Here is an 18,718-nt window from a genome sequence, read left to right on the forward strand (position 1 = left end):
AAAAGATTAATCTTGTGCGAGTAACGCACACAGATTAATCTTTTTCAGCTAACTTAATAACCTAAAATATGAAAACCTGAATCAACATGAATCGTTTCCCCTGTAATGCCGCGGGAAAGATCGCTGAACAGGAACAACGCCGTGTCTCCAACTTCTTCTTGTGTTGTGGTTCGGCGCAGCGGAGCACGTTCTTCTATTTCCTTCAGAATTGAATTAAAATCACTGATACCTTTTGCCGAAAGCGTACGAATCGGACCAGCGGAAATGGCATTGACGCGAATATTTTCTTTACCTAGATCGTTCGCCAAATATTTCACGCTAGCATCCAATGACGCTTTCGCAACTCCCATTACGTTGTAGTTTTGAACGACTCGCTCACCGCCCAAGTAAGTTAATGTAACAATGCTTCCGCCTTCTGTCATCAAAGGACGGGCTGTTTTCGCAACCGCCGTTAAAGAATAAGAACTGATGTTGTGGGCCAACAGGAAGCCGTCTCTTGTTGTGTTCAAATATTCACCGCTCAGCTCTTCCTTATTCGCAAAGGCGATACAATGAGCGATACCGTGAATCACACCAACCTCGCTTTTAATTTTTTCAAAACACTGCTCGATTTCTTCATCCTTTGTTACATCACAAGGCAGCACGAGATAATCTTCCCGTCCTAACGAATCTACAAGCTCTCGAACCGATTTCTCCATTCTTTCGCCCACATATGTAAAGATCAATCTTGCTCCTGCTTCATGCAAAGAGCGGGCAATTCCCCAAGCAATGCTTCGCTTGTTTGCAACACCCATGACCACAATGTTTCGGCCTTCCAAATTCAATTTCATGGAAAATCCTCCTAAACATTATTACAAGTTATTAATACCTGATCATAATTATAAAGGACAAAAGAGAAAAAAGCCAGAACATATATGTCCGGCTTATGTTATTTCGAAGCAGCTAAATTTCTTTTATATGCCCAATGATTGGTAGGACCGTGGCCGCCTCCAATGCCTAGTGCATTTTCTACAGCAAGATGGATGAACTCTTTTGCGGTTTTTACGGCTTCGATAACGTCTTTACCTTTGGCGAGCTCAGCTGTCAGCGCAGCAGAAAAAGTGCAGCCTGTTCCGTGCGTATGCTTTGTGTTTACATAGTTGCCTTTAAATTCATAAAAATCATGCCCGTCAAACAACAAATCAATGATTTCGCTGCCCGACGGCTGATGTCCACCCTTTATGATCACATGCTTTGCTCCCATTTGGCAAATTTTTTTCGCAGCTTCTTTCCGATCATCAAACGATTTTATCTCGATGCCCGTGATCGCTTCCGCTTCCGGGATGTTCGGCGTCACAATAAACGAAAGCGGAATTAAGTCGTTGATGAGCGCGTTGATGGCAGACTCTTCAAGTAATGGATGTCCGCCTTTTGCAATCATTACTGGATCAACGACAATTTTTTCCCATCCATGCTTTTGAACTTTATTTGAGACGATTTGGATGATTTCTTGATTAAAAAGCATTCCTGTTTTGACCGCATCTGGCGATAAATCTTCAGCAATTGCATCAAGCTGACTGATCACCCCTTCAATCGGAACAGGGTAGACGCCATGAACACCTAATGTGTTTTGAGACGTAACGGCCGTGATCACGCTCATTCCGTATACATCCAACTCCTGAAAAGTTTTCAAATCTGCCTGAATTCCCGCGCCTCCTCCTGAATCGGACCCGGCAATCGTCAACGCTTTTCCAATGGTCATAAACACACCTCCATTTAAGCTCCGAAGTAACGTTGATAAATAGCTTTTGCTTTCTCTTCTTCCTTAGTGCCGTGAATTAATGCTCTTCCGTCTTGAAAAAGCACAACGCGGAAATCATCCGCCTGAAAGGAAATTAAATAAGCATTTCCTTTTAAGTCTTTCACGATCGGGCGCAAACGATTGGTAATTTCTGATAGCGAAATCTTCTGTTTTTGCTGCGGACGTATTTGTACGGTATTCCTTCCGCACAAAACCGCTGTTTTTAATCCATTTTCAACCGACAAATATGGATATGTCGGGTGATGTCCGCACGATGGGCAGTCGGCCTTTTTTAATTTTGTCATGTCCACTGCAGAATGCTCCCTTGTCCAAACATCAAATGAAACTAACTGCTTGGACACCTCTCCGCTGACTAAATATTTCAGTGCCTCTGCTGTTTGATAAGAGGCGACGATTTGCACCGCCGGGCTGATCACGCCAACTGTATCGCACGTCATTCCGTCAGACGGAATCGCTTGAAGCATACAATGGAGGCATGGTGTTTGTTTCGGAACGATGGAAACGGTCATTCCATAACTTCTCACTACTGCCCCATAGATCCAAGGTATTTCGTGCTTCATCGCTAAATCATTGATGAAAAATCTCGTTTCAAAATTGTCAGTCCCATCGATGATAAGGTCGACATCCTTTACATGTTCAATAAAATCAATTGAGAAATCGCCCACAATCGCTTCAATCGAAATGTTCGAATTGATTTCCTGCAAATGTTTTTTGGCAGCAACCGCTTTTGGCAGCTTTTGTTTCGCATCCTCTTCTGTATACAGCTGTTGACGCCCGAGATTGCTCCAATCGACATAATCACGGTCAATGATGGTTATTTTACCGATTCCAGCACGGGCTAACATTTCAGCGCTTGCACAGCCGAGTGCTCCAGCTCCAACAATGAGCACATGGCTTTTCAGCAATTTTTTTTGTCCCTCTTCTCCAATAGGAGAAAACAAGATTTGGCGAGAATATCGTTCCATTATGTCGTTAACATTCCTTCCGTTGGACTGCTTGCTTGTGCATACCGTTTTTTCGGAATGCGTCCTGCTTCATATCCAAGTCTGCCTGCTTCAATCGCCAGCTTCATTGCCTTCGCCATTTTCACAGGATCTTTTGCACCGGAAACAGCTGTATTTAATAAGATTCCATCTGCTCCCATCTCCATGGCGAGTGCGCAATCTGCCGGCGAACCGATTCCGGCATCAACAATGACTGGAATATTTGCTTGCTCAATAATAAATGATAAATTGAGAGGATTGACAATTCCTTGGCCTGATCCGATCGGAGATGCTCCCGGCATGATGGCATGAACCCCTAATTCTTCAAGCTTCTTCGCCAGAACAACATCGTCTGAAGTATATGGAAGAACAATAAACCCTTCTTCCAATAACATCTCTGATGCCTTCAATGTTTCAATCGGATCAGGGAGAAGCGTTTTATCATCTCCAATTACTTCCACCTTAATCATATCACATAATCCTGATGCCTTCGCAAGCTTGGCGATTCTGACTGCTTCCTCCGCAGTTTTTGCCCCGGCCGTGTTCGGCAGAAGAGTATATTTCGATAAATCCAACATCTCCAAAAAATTTGGCTGTGAAGGCTCGTAAATATTCATTCTTCTGACGGCAAATGTCAAAATTTCAGCACCTGAGGCTTCCACAGCTTCTTTTTGTATCTCAAAAGACGGATATTTTCCAGTTCCTAACATTAATCTCGACTGAAATGTTTTATCACCTATTTTTAACATGAATCATCATCCCCCTCCAACAAAATGGACAATTTCAATTTGATCACCATCATTTAATGTCTGGATACTGTATTGTTCTTTTGAAACAATTTCACCATTTCGTTCAACGACAACAATTCTTTCCTGTAATTGAAAAAAGTTCAGCAAATCTTCTATGTTCCGAACACTATTCTCCACTTCCATCTGCTGGCCGTTGATGCGAAGTTTCACTGTTTAATCACCTCCCTTTCGCATCAGAAAGCAATCGGTTTAAAGAAAAGCTATGAACATAACCCTCATATTGATTCGTTTTCAAAATCATGTCTTTTACGATCAAGCTTGTAATCGGCGCTAGAAGAATGCCGTTTCGATAATGGCCGGTCGCAAAAAAGATTCCCTCATGCTCCGGGTGCTCGGCAAAATACGGCCAGCCGTCAGCTGTTTGCGGCCTGAGCGACGACCAAGCACTAACGACCGGTTCAGACCCGATTTCTGGCATAATTTTCTGAACCTTTATCATTAATTCGGATACTCCTTTGACTGTCGGATGCGTATCCCAGTCGTTTTCATAAGAAGTTGCTCCAATAATAACGGTGCCGTCTTTTTTCGGTACGATATAACAGTGCTCGTAAAACACTGTTTTGTTGATCACCAGTTTTTTCGGTTTTATGGCTAAGCATTCTCCTTTAACGGGCTTCATTGGATTTCTCAGCCCCAGCTTTTCAAAGAAAAAGCCACTCCAAACTCCGCTTGAAACGACGACTTTTCCACATATAAAAACTCCTTGGGAAGTGACAAGCTTGTATGCTTTTCCCTCTTTAATCACGTCGAAAACAGGACATTGTTCAAAAATAGATGCACCATATTTTCTAGCGCCTTTCGCATATGCGTGGCAAACAGATGAACCTTTTACTTGGCCGTCATGCTTAAGCCAAAGAGCTCCCACAATGTCTTCAGAAACATGTGGCTCATTTGCCAGTACGTTTTCCCTTGATTGCCATTCTAGCTCATCCTCATCTTCTGCAAGCGATTGCAGATAGCGGGCTTCTTCCTCGGTAAATGCAAGCCGGTACATGCCTTCCTGAACAAACTCGATATCCACACCGGATTGTTCCAACAGTTCGTTTGCAAGGCTCGGGTATAAATTTCGGCTCTCTAAGCATAACTCAAAAAATATGTCTCTTTTTTCATTTTCCGAATGGGCCCCCAGCATTCCGGCTGCTGCAGAGGTTGCTTTTCCACCGATTTCTCCGCTTTCAAACACGGCGGTCTTCAGCCCTGCTTTCGAAAGCTCATAGGCAATCCCTTGGCCGATTACCCCTCCCCCGATGATTCCAACATCAAAAACGTTCATTTTAAAAAGTTTCTCCTTTCCTAAAAAGTTTGGCAGCGCTCTCTGGATCTTTCGAAGAAAAGATATAGGACATAACAGCAATACCGCTTGCTTTTTTTTCTAAAACTTTTTGCATATTATCAGGCGTGATCCCACCAATGGCGATAATGGGAATATTGACGTGTCCAACAATTTTTCCGAGCAAATTTGTTCCCTTTGCCGGAAGTCCTTTTTTACTGTTCGTTTCAAAAACGTTTCCGAAGAAACAATAGTCTGCTCCGTCTCCTTCTGCTTTTACTGCTTCTTCTAATGAATGGACGCTGACGCCTGCTTTTATTTGCGGAAAAGCGCTTTTCACTTTTTTTATCGGCAGGCCGGTTCCCGGAAGATGAACATTTTGAATGCCTGTCAGGAGCGCAACATCGAGCCGATCGTTGATGACAAGCTGTTCTCTCCTCATCCCGTTTGCCAAAAGCTGTTCTACGAGATGAATGATCTCACATGGTCTTTTATTTTTTTCTCGTATATGAACGTAATCAACATGATCTGATATGGACAAAATTATGCGTATTAGCTCATTGACCGGTTTTGTTCCGTCTGTTACGGCATGAAGCTCCAACATTGTACATTCCTTTCATGAGAAAGACGCTCACACTCGTCTTTCAAGGTTCAAAACTGGAAAGCAGCTGTCCAGTGGTGAGACTGGAAACAATAAAAAACCACCTTCCTTGCTGGAAAGTGGTAATGGAATATCAGACATATGTTTCAAATTCCCACTTCCCTACGCTGGCATCATCCAGATCAGGTTCAAAGGGTCTTAAAGTCAACACTTTAATCTCAGCCTTTCCAAAGGCTCCCCTAGTGGATGCTTATTAAATTTTCATACTAATTTCATGCTATCACAATTTGTTTTGTTTGCAAATATTATTTGCTAAATTCCAGCTCATCTTTTAACTCATTTACATATTTGCGGGAACCCGTTACAATCAAGCGGTCCCCTTTTTTCAATTCGGTATCGCCGTGAGGCACAATGGAATCTTCACCGCGAAAAATCCGGACAAAGATACAATCTCCTGTAAACGGAAAGTATCGAAGCTTCATTCCATCATATTTTCGGTTATTCATATTAATTTGATAAAGAGAGTTGTCTTGGTTTGTTAAGATCCGCATAACGCCAGGCGATTCGATCAAAGCCCTGAGCAGCGTTTTTGTTGACAGCATGACGGAAAATACGCTGATCCCTTTTTCTTTTAATGTTTGATCCAACTCCGGGGAAGAAATGGAGGCAATGACCTGTTCTACGCCGCATTCTTTTGCATATGTTGCAATTTCCGCATTTCTTTCTTCATCCCCAGTAGCCACTACTACTATATCAGCTTCCATTATGTGGTGTTCATTCAATGATTCTATCGAATAGTCTTTCAATACTTCAATTTTAAATACCGATTGAGCAGTCCCGTTTTCAATTTTGTCTTGCTGTGTATGATATACGGTTGCTTCATACAAATTTTTATCCAATTCTCTTGTGATTGGAAGGGTCATTTGATTTGCACCAATAAAAGCAATTTTCTTTTTTGGCTGCACCGCCATTTTTTTGGGGAATAATTTTTTAAATCCTATCGGCGTGATAATGCTTGTTAACACGGCAACTACTATTAATGCGTCAGCCATTTGCTTATCAATCAGTTCGATTCGCTGTCCAATTTCCGCTGCCGCAATAACTAATGATAAAGTGGCAGTCAACAAGAACGCCGCCGCAATCGTTGTATTCGTATCATACCATTTTCGCAGCACAAAGACGGGAATCACCTTTGAGATGAATAGAGCAAGGAATAACAAAGTAATTAACAAAAGAAGGTTCGGATCTTTGATCAATTCCCATATATCCAATTCCACCCCTACCATGACAAAAAAGATCGGGATTAAAAAACCGTAGCCAAACGAATCTAGCTTTTGCACCAAGTCTGAATTAGGCGATAAAAGCGAGACTAAAACTCCCGCAAGGAAGGCGCCTAAAATATTTTCTGCCCCAAGCGTTTCCGATAAACTGACAAGCACTATTATTAACGTAAAAACCGCCCTTGTTCCAATTTGAACCGTTCCTTTTGACATCGATTTAATAAAGGATCGACTTTTAAACCTTTTGCCAATGAAGTAAAGCAGTACGCCTGCTGCAAACAAAAGAAGCAGAAGCCACGTATTGCTTTCTCCTTCGCTGTTTAAGGAGACAAAAACCGCCAGCAAAATCATGGTGACAAGGTCGGCTATGACAGCCACCAGCAAAATAATTTGGCCGATGTTTGTTTTCATAATTTGCTCGTCTTTCAACGTCGGCACTACTACTCCTATAGAAATCGTTGAAATCACTAACGTCATGAAAAAGGCATTGCGGATAAATCCCATCCACATTAACAAATACGATAAAAGTAATGAAACAACGAAAATGCCAAGAAAAACAATTGACGCAACCAAAAAAGTATGAGGAGCTTTTTTTCCGTTGGGCAGCTTTTCTTCTTTTTTCTTCCCTTTGGAGAAAATGGTGAAATCAATCTCAAGCCCGCTTAAAAACATGAGAAATATAAATCCCAGCGTTGAGAGAGTTGCCAGCCATACATCTTCCTGCACTAAATTAAATCCCGTTTTCCCGATGATTAATCCGACAATAATTTCCGCAACGACGACAGGAATGAATGTCAGTTTGAACCGATGCAGCAAAATCGGGGTTAAAAAAGCGCCGACCAGCACGATGACAAGAGAGGTTACTGCATGTGATTCCATATTGATCCTCCTTTAGCTAATTTTGTTAGAGCAAATAGTTCATAAATAATGTCGCCATGCCAAAATAAATCAAAATGCTGATTATATCATTAATCGTTGTAATAAATGGACCGGAGGCCACAGCCGGGTCAATGCGAAGCCTGTGCATGACAAGAGGAACAAACGCCCCGGCAATTGTCGCAACAGTCAGCGTTGACAATATGGAAAGACCCACTAGCAGTCCTAAGAAAAATTTCTGTTTCCAAATAAAAATTGTCAGTGCAACAACGATTCCGCATACTGTTCCGGTTATCAAGCCGGTTCCAGCTTCTTTGAGAATAATTTTCCACACGCGTTCGGAAGTACCTTCGCCTGTTGCAATTCTTCTTACTGCAACAGCGAGAGCTTGTGTTCCTGTATTTCCAGCCATCCCTGCAATTAATGGTATAAAGAGCGCTAAAGTTGCCACTTTGTTCAACGTTTCTTCAAACTGGCCGATTAGGCCGGCGGTGAACATTCCTAAAAATAGGAGAATAATAAGCCATGGCAATCTTTTTTTGGCAGCAGAAACAGCATTCGGATCATATGAATCTACATCCGAGACAGCGGCCAGTTTCGAATAATCGTCAGAAGCCTCTTCGTCCAGCACATCAATAATATCATCAACAGTTATAATTCCAACAAGACGATGTTGAAAATCAACAACCGGAAGAGCCAAAAAATTGTAGTCCTTCATCTTTCTTGCTACTTCTTCCTGATCATCCGCCACAGATACCGAGTAGACTTTCTTTTTCATAATGTCAGCAATCAAAGTATCGTCTTCATGAACAATTAAATCTCTTAACGATAGGACGCCAACAAGATGTTTCTCTTCGTCAATCACATATAAATAATATATTGTTTCCGCATCAGGAGCTTCTTTCCGCAGCAAGTCCATCGTTGACCGCACCGTATAATTGGCATTAATGGCAACGAACTCGGTTGTCATAATACTTCCTGCGGTAAATTGTTCATAATCAAGAAGCTCGCTTATGCTTTTGGCAGCTTGAGCGTCCATGATGGTTAAATAGCTGGAAATTTTCTCTTTTGTCAGCTCACTTAATACATCTGCCGCATCATCAGCGTACATGTATTCCATCATTTTGGCGGCAAATGCCGGATGCATTTCCTCAAGCAGCGATTTGTAGCGGTTTTTATCATCCCTTATATTTTCAAAAACATTCGCCATTTCTTCCGGAGATAGAATTTGATATAAAAGCATTCTATCCGGCTGGTCAAGTTTTAGAAAAAATTTTGCTTGATCATATGGATGTAGCTCAAAAAACAGCGAACGGAATTCCTCTACATTGTTCTCTCTCAGCTTGTCAATCATCAACTGTCTGTATTCCGGTGCATCTGTTTTAGGCTGCATAAAATCTCCTCCTTTCCGGAAAAATATCGAAAAGTTTTGTGTTTTACTATATTAACAAATCTATCGGATTTTGTCGTATATTTTTTCATAACAAAAGCATGCACTTACAGGCGCGCATGCTTAATTATTTTTTCCATATCAGGAGGAAGCTTGCAAGTATACGTCAAATTTTTATGCAAAACGGGATGATAGAAGGACAGCGACTGACTGTGGAGGGCATGGCGGTCAATTTCTTCTTTTTGTCCACCATAAAGCGAATCTCCTAAAAGCGGATGACCTATATAGGACATATGTAGACGAATTTGATGAGTTCTACCAGTTACAGGCTTTACCTCAACAACCGTTTTGTCAGAAAAGCGGCTTATGACCCGAAAATGCGTAATAGCTTTTTTTCCATCCTCCCTGACAGTTCTCTCGATGATGCTATCGTCCTTTCTTGCAATTGGCGCATCGATGATGCCTTCGTCTTCGTTGATCCTTCCATGGACAATTGCGATGTATGTCCGTTTTACCGCTCCTTTTTGCTGTTCCTTTGAAAAAAGAAAATGGCTGTAGCGATGTTTGGCTACAAGAAGCAGCCCGGATGTATCCCGGTCAAGCCGATTGACGATATGCACCGTAAGATTTTGCCGCTGTTGATCATAATAGTGTAAAAGCCCGTTCGCAAGACTTCCTGACGGATGCTCTCTAGACGGAATGGTGGACAAAAACGCCGGTTTATTTACAATAAGGCAATAATCGTCTTCATAAACAATGTCCAATGGTATGTTCTCTGGAATGAGCGACTGGCTTCTCTTTTCTTCCGGAAAATGGACGGTTACTTGATCGCCTTCTTGTAAGACGTATCGGACATTTTTTTCGTTCCCGTTAACGACAATTTTTCCACCGTTAAATTTAATATCCGTTAAAGCGGATTTAGAAATATGATGCTCCCGCAAAAATTCTCTAAGCAGCCAGCCATGATGTTCTTTTTTGATGTCCCAATGAAGCTGAAATGTCCCCATGTTCTTCTCTTTCCTTTATCTGTCGCCAATAAACGAGTCCCGGACCCGCTTCCAAAATGGGAAAGGCCGAAATCTCGCAAACCTTACCTTTTCCTGTGCGACCCGGCATTGGATGGACCTGACGTTTTTGTGAAGAAGTGTTAAATGATCGATTGTAATTTGAAAATCAACATCATTGACAGGCTTTAGCATACACGTATGGTGGTCAGGTAAAATTAACGGCGATCCGATTGTCCGGAACACCCTGTTGTTTATGGAAGCCATTTCTGTTAATTGAATAGCCCGCAGTGAAGGATGAATGAGAGCACCGCCAAGCGCTTTATTGTAGGCGGTGCTTCCTGTCGGTGTTGAAATACACAACCCATCTCCTCGAAATGTTTCAAAGAGAAGCCCTTTAATTTCTATATTCATGACGAGAGTCCCTTCAATGCTTTTCACTGTGCATTCATTTAGCGCAAGGTAGGAGGCTTCACTCCCGCCATTATGCCGGACCACCACTTCAAGCAATGGATATTCAACGATCTGAAACGGTGTTTTAGCAATTGCAATCACCATTTTTTCAATTTCATTCGGGAGCCAGTCGGCATAAAATCCTAAATGCCCCGTATGAACTCCTATAAACGCTGTTTTATCCAATCGTTTATTATATCGATGAAATGCATAAAGCAATGTTCCGTCTCCCCCGACGGAAATCACGATATCCGGCTGATCTTCATCATATTGAAACTCGAAATCGAGCAAATAGGTTCTGATTTTTTGCGCCAAAGCATTAGATGTTTCATCACCTTTTGATGTGATCGAAAACCTCATTTAAGTATCATTCTCCTTTTTTTATGTTGTTTCTGTTTTGCGTGAAAATATCGCGTGCGCTTCTTGAATTTCTCCCCGTATTTGCGACATTTCCTCGTCCAGCCGGTAAGCTGCTTCAGCTGCGCGCTGCAAGCGGATTTTAATCTGTTCCGGTATGTTCCCGCTATATTTGTAATTTAAAGAATGCTCAATCGTCGCCCAAAAATTCATGGCAAGCGTACGAATTTGAATTTCAACCAAAACCTTTTTCAATCCTTCGAACGATTGAACTGGGTAGCGGGCCACAACAATGGTAAGAGCGGTAGCCGCTTTCTTTATTTCGGGTTATGTAGTCTCTTTCCTCCACGATTTCCAAATCATGCCGATCTCTTAGCATTTGAACAACCAATTGAATGTCGCCGACAAATTGGCACATCATTCGGAGACCGGCAATGTCCTGCATTTCTTCTTCTATTTTATCCAGTGGAATTTGTTTTCGCTTCGCTTTATCTAAAATGCTAGGCACAGGTTTTACCCTGCCTGTCACGAACTCAATTGGAGAATGCTCTCCTCTTAATTCAAATTGGGAACGAATCCCTTTTAATTTGACCTTTAATTCTTCCACTGCCTGCTTATAAGGCGCTAAAAATTGCTCCCATTCCTTGTAGTTCATAAAGCCCCCCTCCTAATAAAACACGCTTTCGACCATTTTTTCCATCTCCTCGCCGTAATTTGCGTTTCCCTTTATATTTTCAAGCAAAAATTCGAGCTCCTCGTGAAACTGGGTAAGCAAAATTTCTTTTTCTCCCACTTTAGCATAAACAGGAAGCTCTTCATTTTTTGCTTCTTTTAAATGAAGCCAAATATCCGATGATAAATCTATGTAAAGAAAGTCTTCGCCATTATCCAATATGTATATAAAAGAAAATTGGTCTGAATCTACCAGCATCTGTCCTTTTGCTGCGAGATTCCCTGCATCATGGACATGCTCCGTTTCGAGCAGCAATTTGTCTTCCGTTTTGCTAACCGCCAGCACTTTAATTCTTTTTTTCATGCTGTTCACCCTTCCAATCAAACATTTCAAGTTCATCTCGTGTATATTTTATTGTATCATATTCATAACTACATTACCTTATTTTGATATTAATCATAGAGAGGAATGCCCGATGGTTCAAGAGCTTGAGATAGAATTTAAAAACCTGCTTACAAAAGAAGAATTCCACCGCTTAGCTGATTTTTTTCAATTGACCGAAAAAGATTTTGCCGAGCAGGAAAACTATTATTTTGACACAAAATGTTTTGCGTTGAAAAATCATGGCGCCGCTTTAAGAATTCGCAAAAAGAAGGATCAATATGTTTTGACATTAAAGGAGCCTTATCATGTCGGATTGCTGGAAACACACCAGTTTTTAACCGATCAAGAAGCAGTTTCAGCCATTCATGAGTCAGTCTTTCCGAAGGAGGGATCAGTGGTCGAAAAAATCAAACAGCTTGAAATCAAGCCCGAAAGCCTTCTTTGTTTCGGTTCGCTCATTACAAGCCGGGCAACAAAAAAATATAAAAATGGTGAAATTGTTCTCGATCATAGCCGATATGAAAATAGAGAGGATTTTGAAATCGAATTTGAGGCAGAGGATGAAAAGGAAGGAAAACAGCAATTTTTGGAGATTTTAAACAAACACAACATCCCGATCCGTCAAACAGAAAATAAAATAAAGCGATTTTATTCCGCAAAATTTTCAAAGGAGAATTTGTGATGAATACAAACTATAATTTCAATGTTCTGTTTGAGCTTGAAGTCCTTCGTCTTTTGTCAGGCCAATCCGATGGGCCGCAAACAAATGATGTAGCAATTTCGCTGAACTTTCAGGATGTTTTAAATGCCTTCATCGAACAAGATGTACAATCTGAAACGGCCAAAGAGAATATTTCACCGTCTTCCTCCAAATCTGCCAAAAAAACAAATGAACAGAAACAGGTCTCCGCTAATCTTAATGAAATCATTCAGCAGATGGCTCAAAAATACGGCGTCGATGCCAAATTAATCAAAGCTGTGATTCAACAGGAGTCAAGCTTCAAGGCAAATGCCGTCAGTCCTAAAGGAGCTGCCGGCTATATGCAGCTCATGCCTTCTACAGCAAAAGCGCTCGGTGTAAAAAATCCGTTTGATCCTGTGCAAAATATCGAGGGCGGCACAAAATATTTAAAACAGCTTTTAAACCGATATAACGGTAATGTAAAATTGGCGCTGGCTGCATACAACGCCGGTCCTGGAAATGTCGACAAATATGGAGGCATCCCGCCATTTAAAGAAACGCAAAACTATGTAAATAAAATTACTCAAAGATATTTTGCGTAAAAAGGTGCAAACAAACAGCACCTTTTTCTTTTTCATTAAAAGTAGTTGGAAACATTTGTTATCCAATCGATTTCGGCTAATCTTCGATCGCTGCGCTTCAAGCCGCAAGTCCTTCTATGTTCATTTCACAGCAAGCACAACATATTTACGGAAATAGCTCCCGCTTTCGCTATTTATCCTTTTGTTTGCATTGCCTCAGCCAACTCCTTCAAAGCGATTCGTTTGAGATAAATAAGTTATGTTGATAAAATAAATGTAACATCATTATTAACGAATGATTCCAAAGGAGCTATCACCATGACAAAACCACCCTTAACTCCATATGACGCGATTGGAGAAAAGAAACTTCACGCTCTAATCGATGCTTTTTACAAAAATGTTAAAAAACATCCTCTTTTAAAACCTATTTTCCCGGAGGATTTAACGGAAACTGCCAGAAAGCAGAAACAATTTATGACACAGTTTTTAGGTGGTCCGCCACTTTACACAAAAGAACACGGACATCCGATGCTCAGAGCCCGCCATCTTCCATTCCCGATTACGCCGAGGAGAGCAGAAGCATGGCTCTCATGTATGCGAAAAGCAATGGACGAGGTCGGACTTGACGGGGAAATACGAGAGTTTTTCTACGATCGGCTTGTGGTGACCGCCCATCACATGATTAATTCGAAAGACGAAGATCAGGAGGAGTATTCAGTTGAAACCTGACAAAAAAGACGAAGTGAATGCTGCTCACTTCTTTTCTCATTGTCACAGCCATCCTAAAAAGCCGATCGAGATTTATATGTTTATTGATCCGCTATGCCCTGAATGCTGGGCGCTTGAACCGTTTATCAAAAAACTGCAAATCGAATACGGCAGGCTTTTCTCATTGCGCCATATTGTTTGCGGAAAGCTTGCTAATTTAAACTTAACAAAACGGCGGAAACCGAAAACAATTGCCCAATCATGGGAGAAGATAGCGAGCAGAACCGGCATGTCATGTGACGGCAACCTTTGGCTTGAAAACCCTATATCATCACCCTACAGAGCTTCCCTTGCTTTAAAAGCAGCTGAGCTTCAAGGGAGAAAAGCGGGCATCCGTTTCTTGCGGCACTTACAGGAAGTTGTTTTTTTAGAAAAGCAAAATGTCTCTGATCAAAACGTTCTCATACAAATTGCTAAAAATGTCGGCCTTGATGTCAATGAATTTGAGAGGGACTTATATTCCGAAAGTGCAAGAAAAGCACTTCAATGCGATTATAAAATTACAGAAGAAATGGACGTACATGAAATTCCTTCCCTTGTCTTTTTTCATTGCCGTGAAGAGAAGGAAGGATTAAAAATTACCGGATTATATCCTTATGAAACATATGTTGATATTCTTTGCGAGCTTGTCGGAGATAAACCGAAGCCGTCTCAAGTGCCGCCAATAGAGATTTTTTTAAAGCATTATAAATTTGTCGCAACAAAAGAGATTTCTGTTGTGTATAACATGACTGATGAAGAAACGGAACGTGAAATGAAAAGACTGCTTTTAAAGCAACTAGTTGAGCGGGTACCTGTAAAATATGGAACTTTTTGGCGCTATATCGGGCAGTGAGATGCGGGGTTTAATTCAACGAAACGTTCCCCATCGGCTTCTATGCTGATGGGGAACGTTTTTAATCAAAAATGTAAGCGCTTTATCTTTATTAAACAATTAAAAAAAGAAACCACAAACAAACGTTTGTGGTTTCTTTTTGTCTTATGACAACAAAGGGGATGGGAGAAATTTTTCACGGTCAAACAAAGGGGTAAATATTTGTTTGTGATCAATTTCACGATTTTAATATAACAAATTCCTTTTTCAGTTTGCAAGAGGGGAAAACAACAATTCACAAATTTGTCACAAAACATGAAGAACGGGCAAGCTGCATACAATATACAAAATCTTTTTCCTCGTTTTAGAACATGTGTAGGAGGGAAAAATCGTGAAAACATTTTGGCTCATAATCAGCCTGCTGCTCGTCATCTTCGCTTTTTTTTATAATCTGTTAGGATTGATGAATCTCGCACCGATTTTCGTTTCTGCCCCCCTGCTTTTTATTTCTCTTTTCATATCGTTTCTTCTGTTTAACCATCGAAAAACGTTCCGCGGATTTTAAGATAAAAAAGAGGACGGGATGATGAACTGCATCTCAATTAGTAGATACAACTGACAATTGGAGGTGAAGTTTTTATATGACCGGAAACAAAAAAGGCATGAGTCCAGTTCCAGATCGAACTCATGCCACTAATTTTTTGGATTCAGATGATGCTCCTGTTTTCTTTCACTTTACTTTAACAGCAGCTCCTCCATCTCCGTCAGCTTTTCTTCAAATACTTTGCAAGCATCTTCAATCGGCTTGGTTGATGTCATATCGACCCCTGCTTTTTTCAGCACATTAATCGGATAATCAGAGCTTCCCGCTTTCAAGAAATTAATGTACCCTTTCAACGGCAGTTTCTCCTTCCGATAAAATCTGCTTGCTCAAGGCGCTTGCAGCACTAAAGCCTGTTGCGTATTGATAAACGTAAAAATTGTAATAAAAATGCGGAATTCTTGCCCATTCTAAGCCAATTTCTTCATCGACCACAATGTTGTCACCAAAATATTTTTTGTTTAACTCATAATACGTTTGCGTCAAAAATTCCGGTGTGAGCGGCTCTCCGTTTTGCGCCTTCAAATGGATATAATGTTCAAACTCAGCAAACATCGTTTGCCGGAATACCGTTCCTCTAAACCCTTCAAGGAAATGATTCAGCAAGTATAAACGTTTCTTTTCATCATCGATCGTGTTGAGCAAATATTCATTTAACAAGTTTTCATTGCATGTAGAAGCCACTTCCGCGACAAAAATAGAATAATCTCCGTACGGATACGGCTGTGTTTTTCTTGTATAGTAGCTGTGCACCGAATGGCCAAGCTCGTGAACAAGTGTGAATAAATTGTTCACATTATCTTGCCAATTCAGCAAAATATATGGATTTGTTCCATAGGCGCCAGAGGAGTAAGCTCCACTTCGTTTCCCTTTATTCTCCTTAACGTCAATCCATCTGTTTTCAAAGCCTTCTTGTAAAATGCCGACATATTCTTCACCTAATGGAGCAAGCCCCTTCAATACGATGTCTTTCGCTTCTTCATACGTGATTTTCATATCGACGTTTTGTACAAGCGGCGTATAAAGATCATACATATGAAGTTCATCAAGCTTCAGCGCTTTTTTCCGCAAATCGACATAACGATGGAGCAGCGGCAAATGTTCATTGATCGTTTTTACTAAATTGTCGTAGACTTCCTCGGGAATGTTGTTGGCGCTTAGTGCAGCCTGGCGGGCATTCTCATATTTCCGCACCTTCGCATAAAAATTATTTTTCTTAACAGCTCCGCTTAAAGTGCTGGCAAACGTATTTTTAAATTTTCCATATGTTGCGTATAATGCCTGGAACGCATCGCGACGGACCCGTCTATTTTCACTCTCCAAAAACTGGATATAACGGCCGTGAGTAATTTCCACTTCTTCACCATTTTCATCCTTAATTGCTGGAAATTCCAAGTCCGCATTATTTAATTTTCCAAACGTATTGGAGGCAGTGCTCAGGGCTTCCGCAGCTTGAGCTAAAATAGCCTCTTGCTCCGCATCGAGCACGTGCGGTCTTTGCCGGTTGATTTCGTCCAAGGCATGTGCATAAAGCTTCAATTGATCATTTTCTTTCAAAAATTGCTGAAGCTTTTCTTCTTCAATGGATAGTATTTCCGGAACGATATAGGATGAGAGGCTGGAAGCTTGTGTATAAAGATTTGCTGCCCGGTCATTCAATCCTTGATAAAAAGAATTAGTTGTATCTTGATCGTAGCGCATATGGGCATATGTATAAAGCTTTCCAAGCCTCTCCATCACGGAATCTTGATAAGAGAGCGCCTCATATAACAGATCGGAGGATTGACCTAATTTTCCTCTATATTCACCGATTTTTGGAATTAGCTGTTTTACTTCTTCAAATTCTTTTTCCCATTCATCATCAGAAGCAAAAATATCTTCTAGCCGCCAAGTATACTCAACAGGGATTTCTTCCCGTTTTGGCAGCCTTTTGACAGCTGTTTCATTGCCCATTCTCGATTTCCCCCTTTAAAAAAAAATCAGTCTGTTTCCATCATATTGAAATTTTTTTCAAAACGCAATAAATCACTATGCTTATATTATTCTACAGCAGAAAAAAACATACCTTCCTTGTCCAAATACTGTCCAAGACGTTGTTCACGCTTTTCCATCGACTCCAAATGAAAAGGAGATGATGTTTTTCGAAACGAATATGGACCGATTGGCTGCAAAAATTTTAAATGGGAAAGAGTCGTTAAATATTCAATAATCGGCTTTTTTAAATCCGTTTTTACGCTACAGCTTCTCTCTTTCATCCCTATTTTCTTAAGGTGCCAAACTAGCTTTTCTGCGTGAAATACTTCATCTGCGCGCAATGTTTCAATAAATAATAAAACTGAGCATTGCCAAATATAGACCGCCTCATCAACCATATAACCGCTTTTTAAAGGGATAAAAGCTTCAACTGGCAGCTGCGATAAAGATAAGCCAACTGTTTCGTAAACCTTTTTTTGCAGCTTTCGCTCTTCGTTCGTCTTTTGAAACAGCGGCTTTAAGCGATATTGACTTATTTTCTTCAGCCAATGCTTCCATAAACCGTTTGCCGCCAGACTCTTTCCTTGTAAACAATCTCGAAAGAAAAACGACTCTGGGGAGATCATAGCAGATGCGGCAAAAATATTCTGTTTAGAAAACGGAATCAGATGGGAAAAAAAGATGAAGGTTTTCTTATCTGAGCAATAATTGATGATAAAAGGATGATCGTTTTGCGGGGAATGAAGAAACTGACAATGAAAAGGAGTCAGTCGATATTGATGTTCACCGACTTGCTTCATTTGTTTCCAGCCTAATATCCAGATCGATTTAATTCGTTCTTTTTTGTAGCCATTTGTCCGTTTTATCACCTGATCAGGGGGAATTTTAGAGCATTGGTATTCAATCGCATACCGCTTATGCTGAAAAGATACAAACAGATCCGCTCGTTGTGCAATAGAAGGTATAAATTTTTCCACTTCCGCAGCTAACAGCTGCCTTTTCAACCAAACATACAATTGCTTTTTTCCGTTCAAATGGTACGTGCTTTCCGCTTCCGAATCAGCCTGACAAGTGGCCGTTAAGTGGGCAAAATGAGGAATTTTGATTTTGCCTATTTTTAATTTTACCGGCTCCTTGCAAGCCGGACAAAAAAAGGATTGCTCTTCTTTCAGTTTTAGAAGCCTTTCTATCGACCAGTAGGGGGCGGCGACATTTACTTTTTCGCCGTTTCGCAAAATGGCAACAAGCATATAAATCATCACTTCCTTTCACAAATAGAAACATTCGACAAAAGGGAAAAAAATCCTTTCAAAAGCAGCGTTTTTCAAAAGTTTTAAAAGATGCCAGAAACTATTCATGGAAAAATATACTTTTTTCAAAAACGCATGCTTGCCGCTAAAGAGGCGGAAGTTAGATG

At 40.8% G+C, this 18,718-nt stretch carries 18 protein-coding genes, 2 pseudogenes and 1 riboswitch; of the genes and pseudogenes, 5 read left to right on the forward strand and 15 right to left on the reverse strand.

The window, feature by feature from the left end:
* Nucleotides 1–53: 53 nt before the first annotated feature.
* The 13 genes and pseudogenes from fabI to ACVIJU_RS15785 all read right to left on the reverse strand — a co-directional run bounded on the left by fabI (nucleotide 54) and on the right by ACVIJU_RS15785 (nucleotide 11,860).
* Nucleotides 54–830: an enoyl-ACP reductase FabI gene (gene fabI / locus ACVIJU_RS15725; RefSeq protein ID WP_063387507.1), complete on the reverse strand. Its 777-nt coding sequence runs from the start codon at nucleotides 828–830 to the stop codon at nucleotides 54–56.
* A gap of 98 nt (nucleotides 831–928) precedes the next feature.
* Nucleotides 929–1,741 carry a bifunctional hydroxymethylpyrimidine kinase/phosphomethylpyrimidine kinase gene (gene thiD / locus ACVIJU_RS15730; protein ID WP_063387506.1) on the reverse strand — a complete coding sequence of 271 codons (813 nt, stop codon included), beginning with the start codon at nucleotides 1,739–1,741 and terminating at the stop codon, nucleotides 929–931.
* A 14-nt stretch (nucleotides 1,742–1,755) separates the two neighbouring features.
* The gene (locus ACVIJU_RS15735) at nucleotides 1,756–2,769 is read right to left on the reverse strand and encodes a ThiF family adenylyltransferase (RefSeq protein WP_311067326.1); all 1,014 of its coding nucleotides are present in this window, start codon (nucleotides 2,767–2,769) and stop codon (nucleotides 1,756–1,758) included.
* Nucleotides 2,766–3,533 carry a thiazole synthase gene (locus tag ACVIJU_RS15740; protein ID WP_063387504.1) on the reverse strand — a complete coding sequence of 256 codons (768 nt, stop codon included), beginning with the start codon at nucleotides 3,531–3,533 and terminating at the stop codon, nucleotides 2,766–2,768. Before ACVIJU_RS15740 ends, ACVIJU_RS15735 begins: the two co-directional genes overlap by 4 nt.
* 6 nt (nucleotides 3,534–3,539) lie before the next feature.
* The gene (gene thiS / locus ACVIJU_RS15745) at nucleotides 3,540–3,743 is read right to left on the reverse strand and encodes a sulfur carrier protein ThiS (RefSeq protein ID WP_063387503.1); all 204 of its coding nucleotides are present in this window, start codon (nucleotides 3,741–3,743) and stop codon (nucleotides 3,540–3,542) included.
* Between the two features lie 7 nt (nucleotides 3,744–3,750).
* Complete coding sequence (thiO, locus tag ACVIJU_RS15750) at nucleotides 3,751–4,866, reverse strand: glycine oxidase ThiO (protein ID WP_456687754.1); 1,116 nt, start codon at nucleotides 4,864–4,866, stop codon at nucleotides 3,751–3,753.
* Between the two features lies 1 nt (nucleotide 4,867).
* Nucleotides 4,868–5,467: a thiazole tautomerase TenI gene (gene tenI, locus ACVIJU_RS15755; RefSeq protein ID WP_456687755.1), complete on the reverse strand. Its 600-nt coding sequence runs from the start codon at nucleotides 5,465–5,467 to the stop codon at nucleotides 4,868–4,870.
* A 139-nt stretch (nucleotides 5,468–5,606) separates the two neighbouring features.
* Nucleotides 5,607–5,715: riboswitch (TPP riboswitch) on the reverse strand.
* 54 nt (nucleotides 5,716–5,769) lie between these two features.
* A complete protein-coding gene (locus tag ACVIJU_RS15760) occupies nucleotides 5,770–7,623 on the reverse strand; it encodes a monovalent cation:proton antiporter family protein (protein ID WP_456687756.1) in 1,854 nt (617 codons plus the stop codon).
* A 25-nt stretch (nucleotides 7,624–7,648) separates the two neighbouring features.
* Nucleotides 7,649–9,013, reverse strand: coding sequence for a magnesium transporter (mgtE, locus tag ACVIJU_RS15765; RefSeq protein WP_339194740.1), 1,365 nt, complete (start codon nucleotides 9,011–9,013; stop codon nucleotides 7,649–7,651).
* A gap of 104 nt (nucleotides 9,014–9,117) precedes the next feature.
* Entirely contained in the window at nucleotides 9,118–10,017 is a 900-nt protein-coding gene (locus tag ACVIJU_RS15770; protein ID WP_456687757.1) for an RluA family pseudouridine synthase, read from the reverse strand.
* A gap of 15 nt (nucleotides 10,018–10,032) precedes the next feature.
* On the reverse strand, nucleotides 10,033–10,827 hold the full coding sequence (locus ACVIJU_RS15775; protein ID WP_066248330.1) for an NAD kinase: 795 nt from the start codon (nucleotides 10,825–10,827) through the stop codon (nucleotides 10,033–10,035).
* A 21-nt stretch (nucleotides 10,828–10,848) separates the two neighbouring features.
* Nucleotides 10,849–11,479, reverse strand: a pseudogene (locus ACVIJU_RS15780) (GTP pyrophosphokinase).
* Nucleotides 11,480–11,491: 12 nt separating this feature from the next.
* Nucleotides 11,492–11,860 (reverse strand): UPF0738 family protein, encoded by a 369-nt coding sequence (locus ACVIJU_RS15785; RefSeq protein WP_456687758.1) that lies wholly within the window; start codon nucleotides 11,858–11,860, stop codon nucleotides 11,492–11,494.
* Between the two features lie 112 nt (nucleotides 11,861–11,972).
* On the opposite strand from ACVIJU_RS15785, the gene ACVIJU_RS15790 reads away from it, so the two are divergent.
* The 5 genes from ACVIJU_RS15790 (at nucleotide 11,973) to ACVIJU_RS15810 (ending at nucleotide 15,291) form a co-directional block, all read left to right on the forward strand.
* Nucleotides 11,973–12,563 (forward strand): CYTH domain-containing protein, encoded by a 591-nt coding sequence (locus ACVIJU_RS15790; RefSeq protein WP_144596603.1) that lies wholly within the window; start codon nucleotides 11,973–11,975, stop codon nucleotides 12,561–12,563.
* Nucleotides 12,563–13,165 carry a lytic transglycosylase domain-containing protein gene (locus ACVIJU_RS15795; RefSeq protein ID WP_456687759.1) on the forward strand — a complete coding sequence of 201 codons (603 nt, stop codon included), beginning with the start codon at nucleotides 12,563–12,565 and terminating at the stop codon, nucleotides 13,163–13,165. Before ACVIJU_RS15790 ends, ACVIJU_RS15795 begins: the two co-directional genes overlap by 1 nt.
* 297 nt (nucleotides 13,166–13,462) lie before the next feature.
* Complete coding sequence (locus ACVIJU_RS15800) at nucleotides 13,463–13,873, forward strand: globin domain-containing protein (protein ID WP_063387493.1); 411 nt, start codon at nucleotides 13,463–13,465, stop codon at nucleotides 13,871–13,873.
* Nucleotides 13,863–14,747 carry a ClpXP adapter SpxH family protein gene (locus tag ACVIJU_RS15805; RefSeq protein WP_375338784.1) on the forward strand — a complete coding sequence of 295 codons (885 nt, stop codon included), beginning with the start codon at nucleotides 13,863–13,865 and terminating at the stop codon, nucleotides 14,745–14,747. Before ACVIJU_RS15800 ends, ACVIJU_RS15805 begins: the two co-directional genes overlap by 11 nt.
* Before the next feature lie 370 nt (nucleotides 14,748–15,117).
* Nucleotides 15,118–15,291, forward strand: a complete 174-nt coding sequence (locus tag ACVIJU_RS15810; RefSeq protein ID WP_162536160.1) for a hypothetical protein — start codon at nucleotides 15,118–15,120, stop codon at nucleotides 15,289–15,291.
* 170 nt (nucleotides 15,292–15,461) lie between these two features.
* Here ACVIJU_RS15810 and pepF read toward each other — a convergent pair.
* Nucleotides 15,462–17,280 (reverse strand): annotated as a pseudogene (pepF, locus tag ACVIJU_RS15815) (oligoendopeptidase F).
* An 86-nt stretch (nucleotides 17,281–17,366) separates the two neighbouring features.
* Nucleotides 17,367–18,560 (reverse strand): competence protein CoiA, encoded by a 1,194-nt coding sequence (locus ACVIJU_RS15820; protein ID WP_456687760.1) that lies wholly within the window; start codon nucleotides 18,558–18,560, stop codon nucleotides 17,367–17,369.
* Nucleotides 18,561–18,718 lie beyond the last annotated feature (158 nt).

This window comes from Aeribacillus sp. SP014 (genome assembly GCF_054055575.1).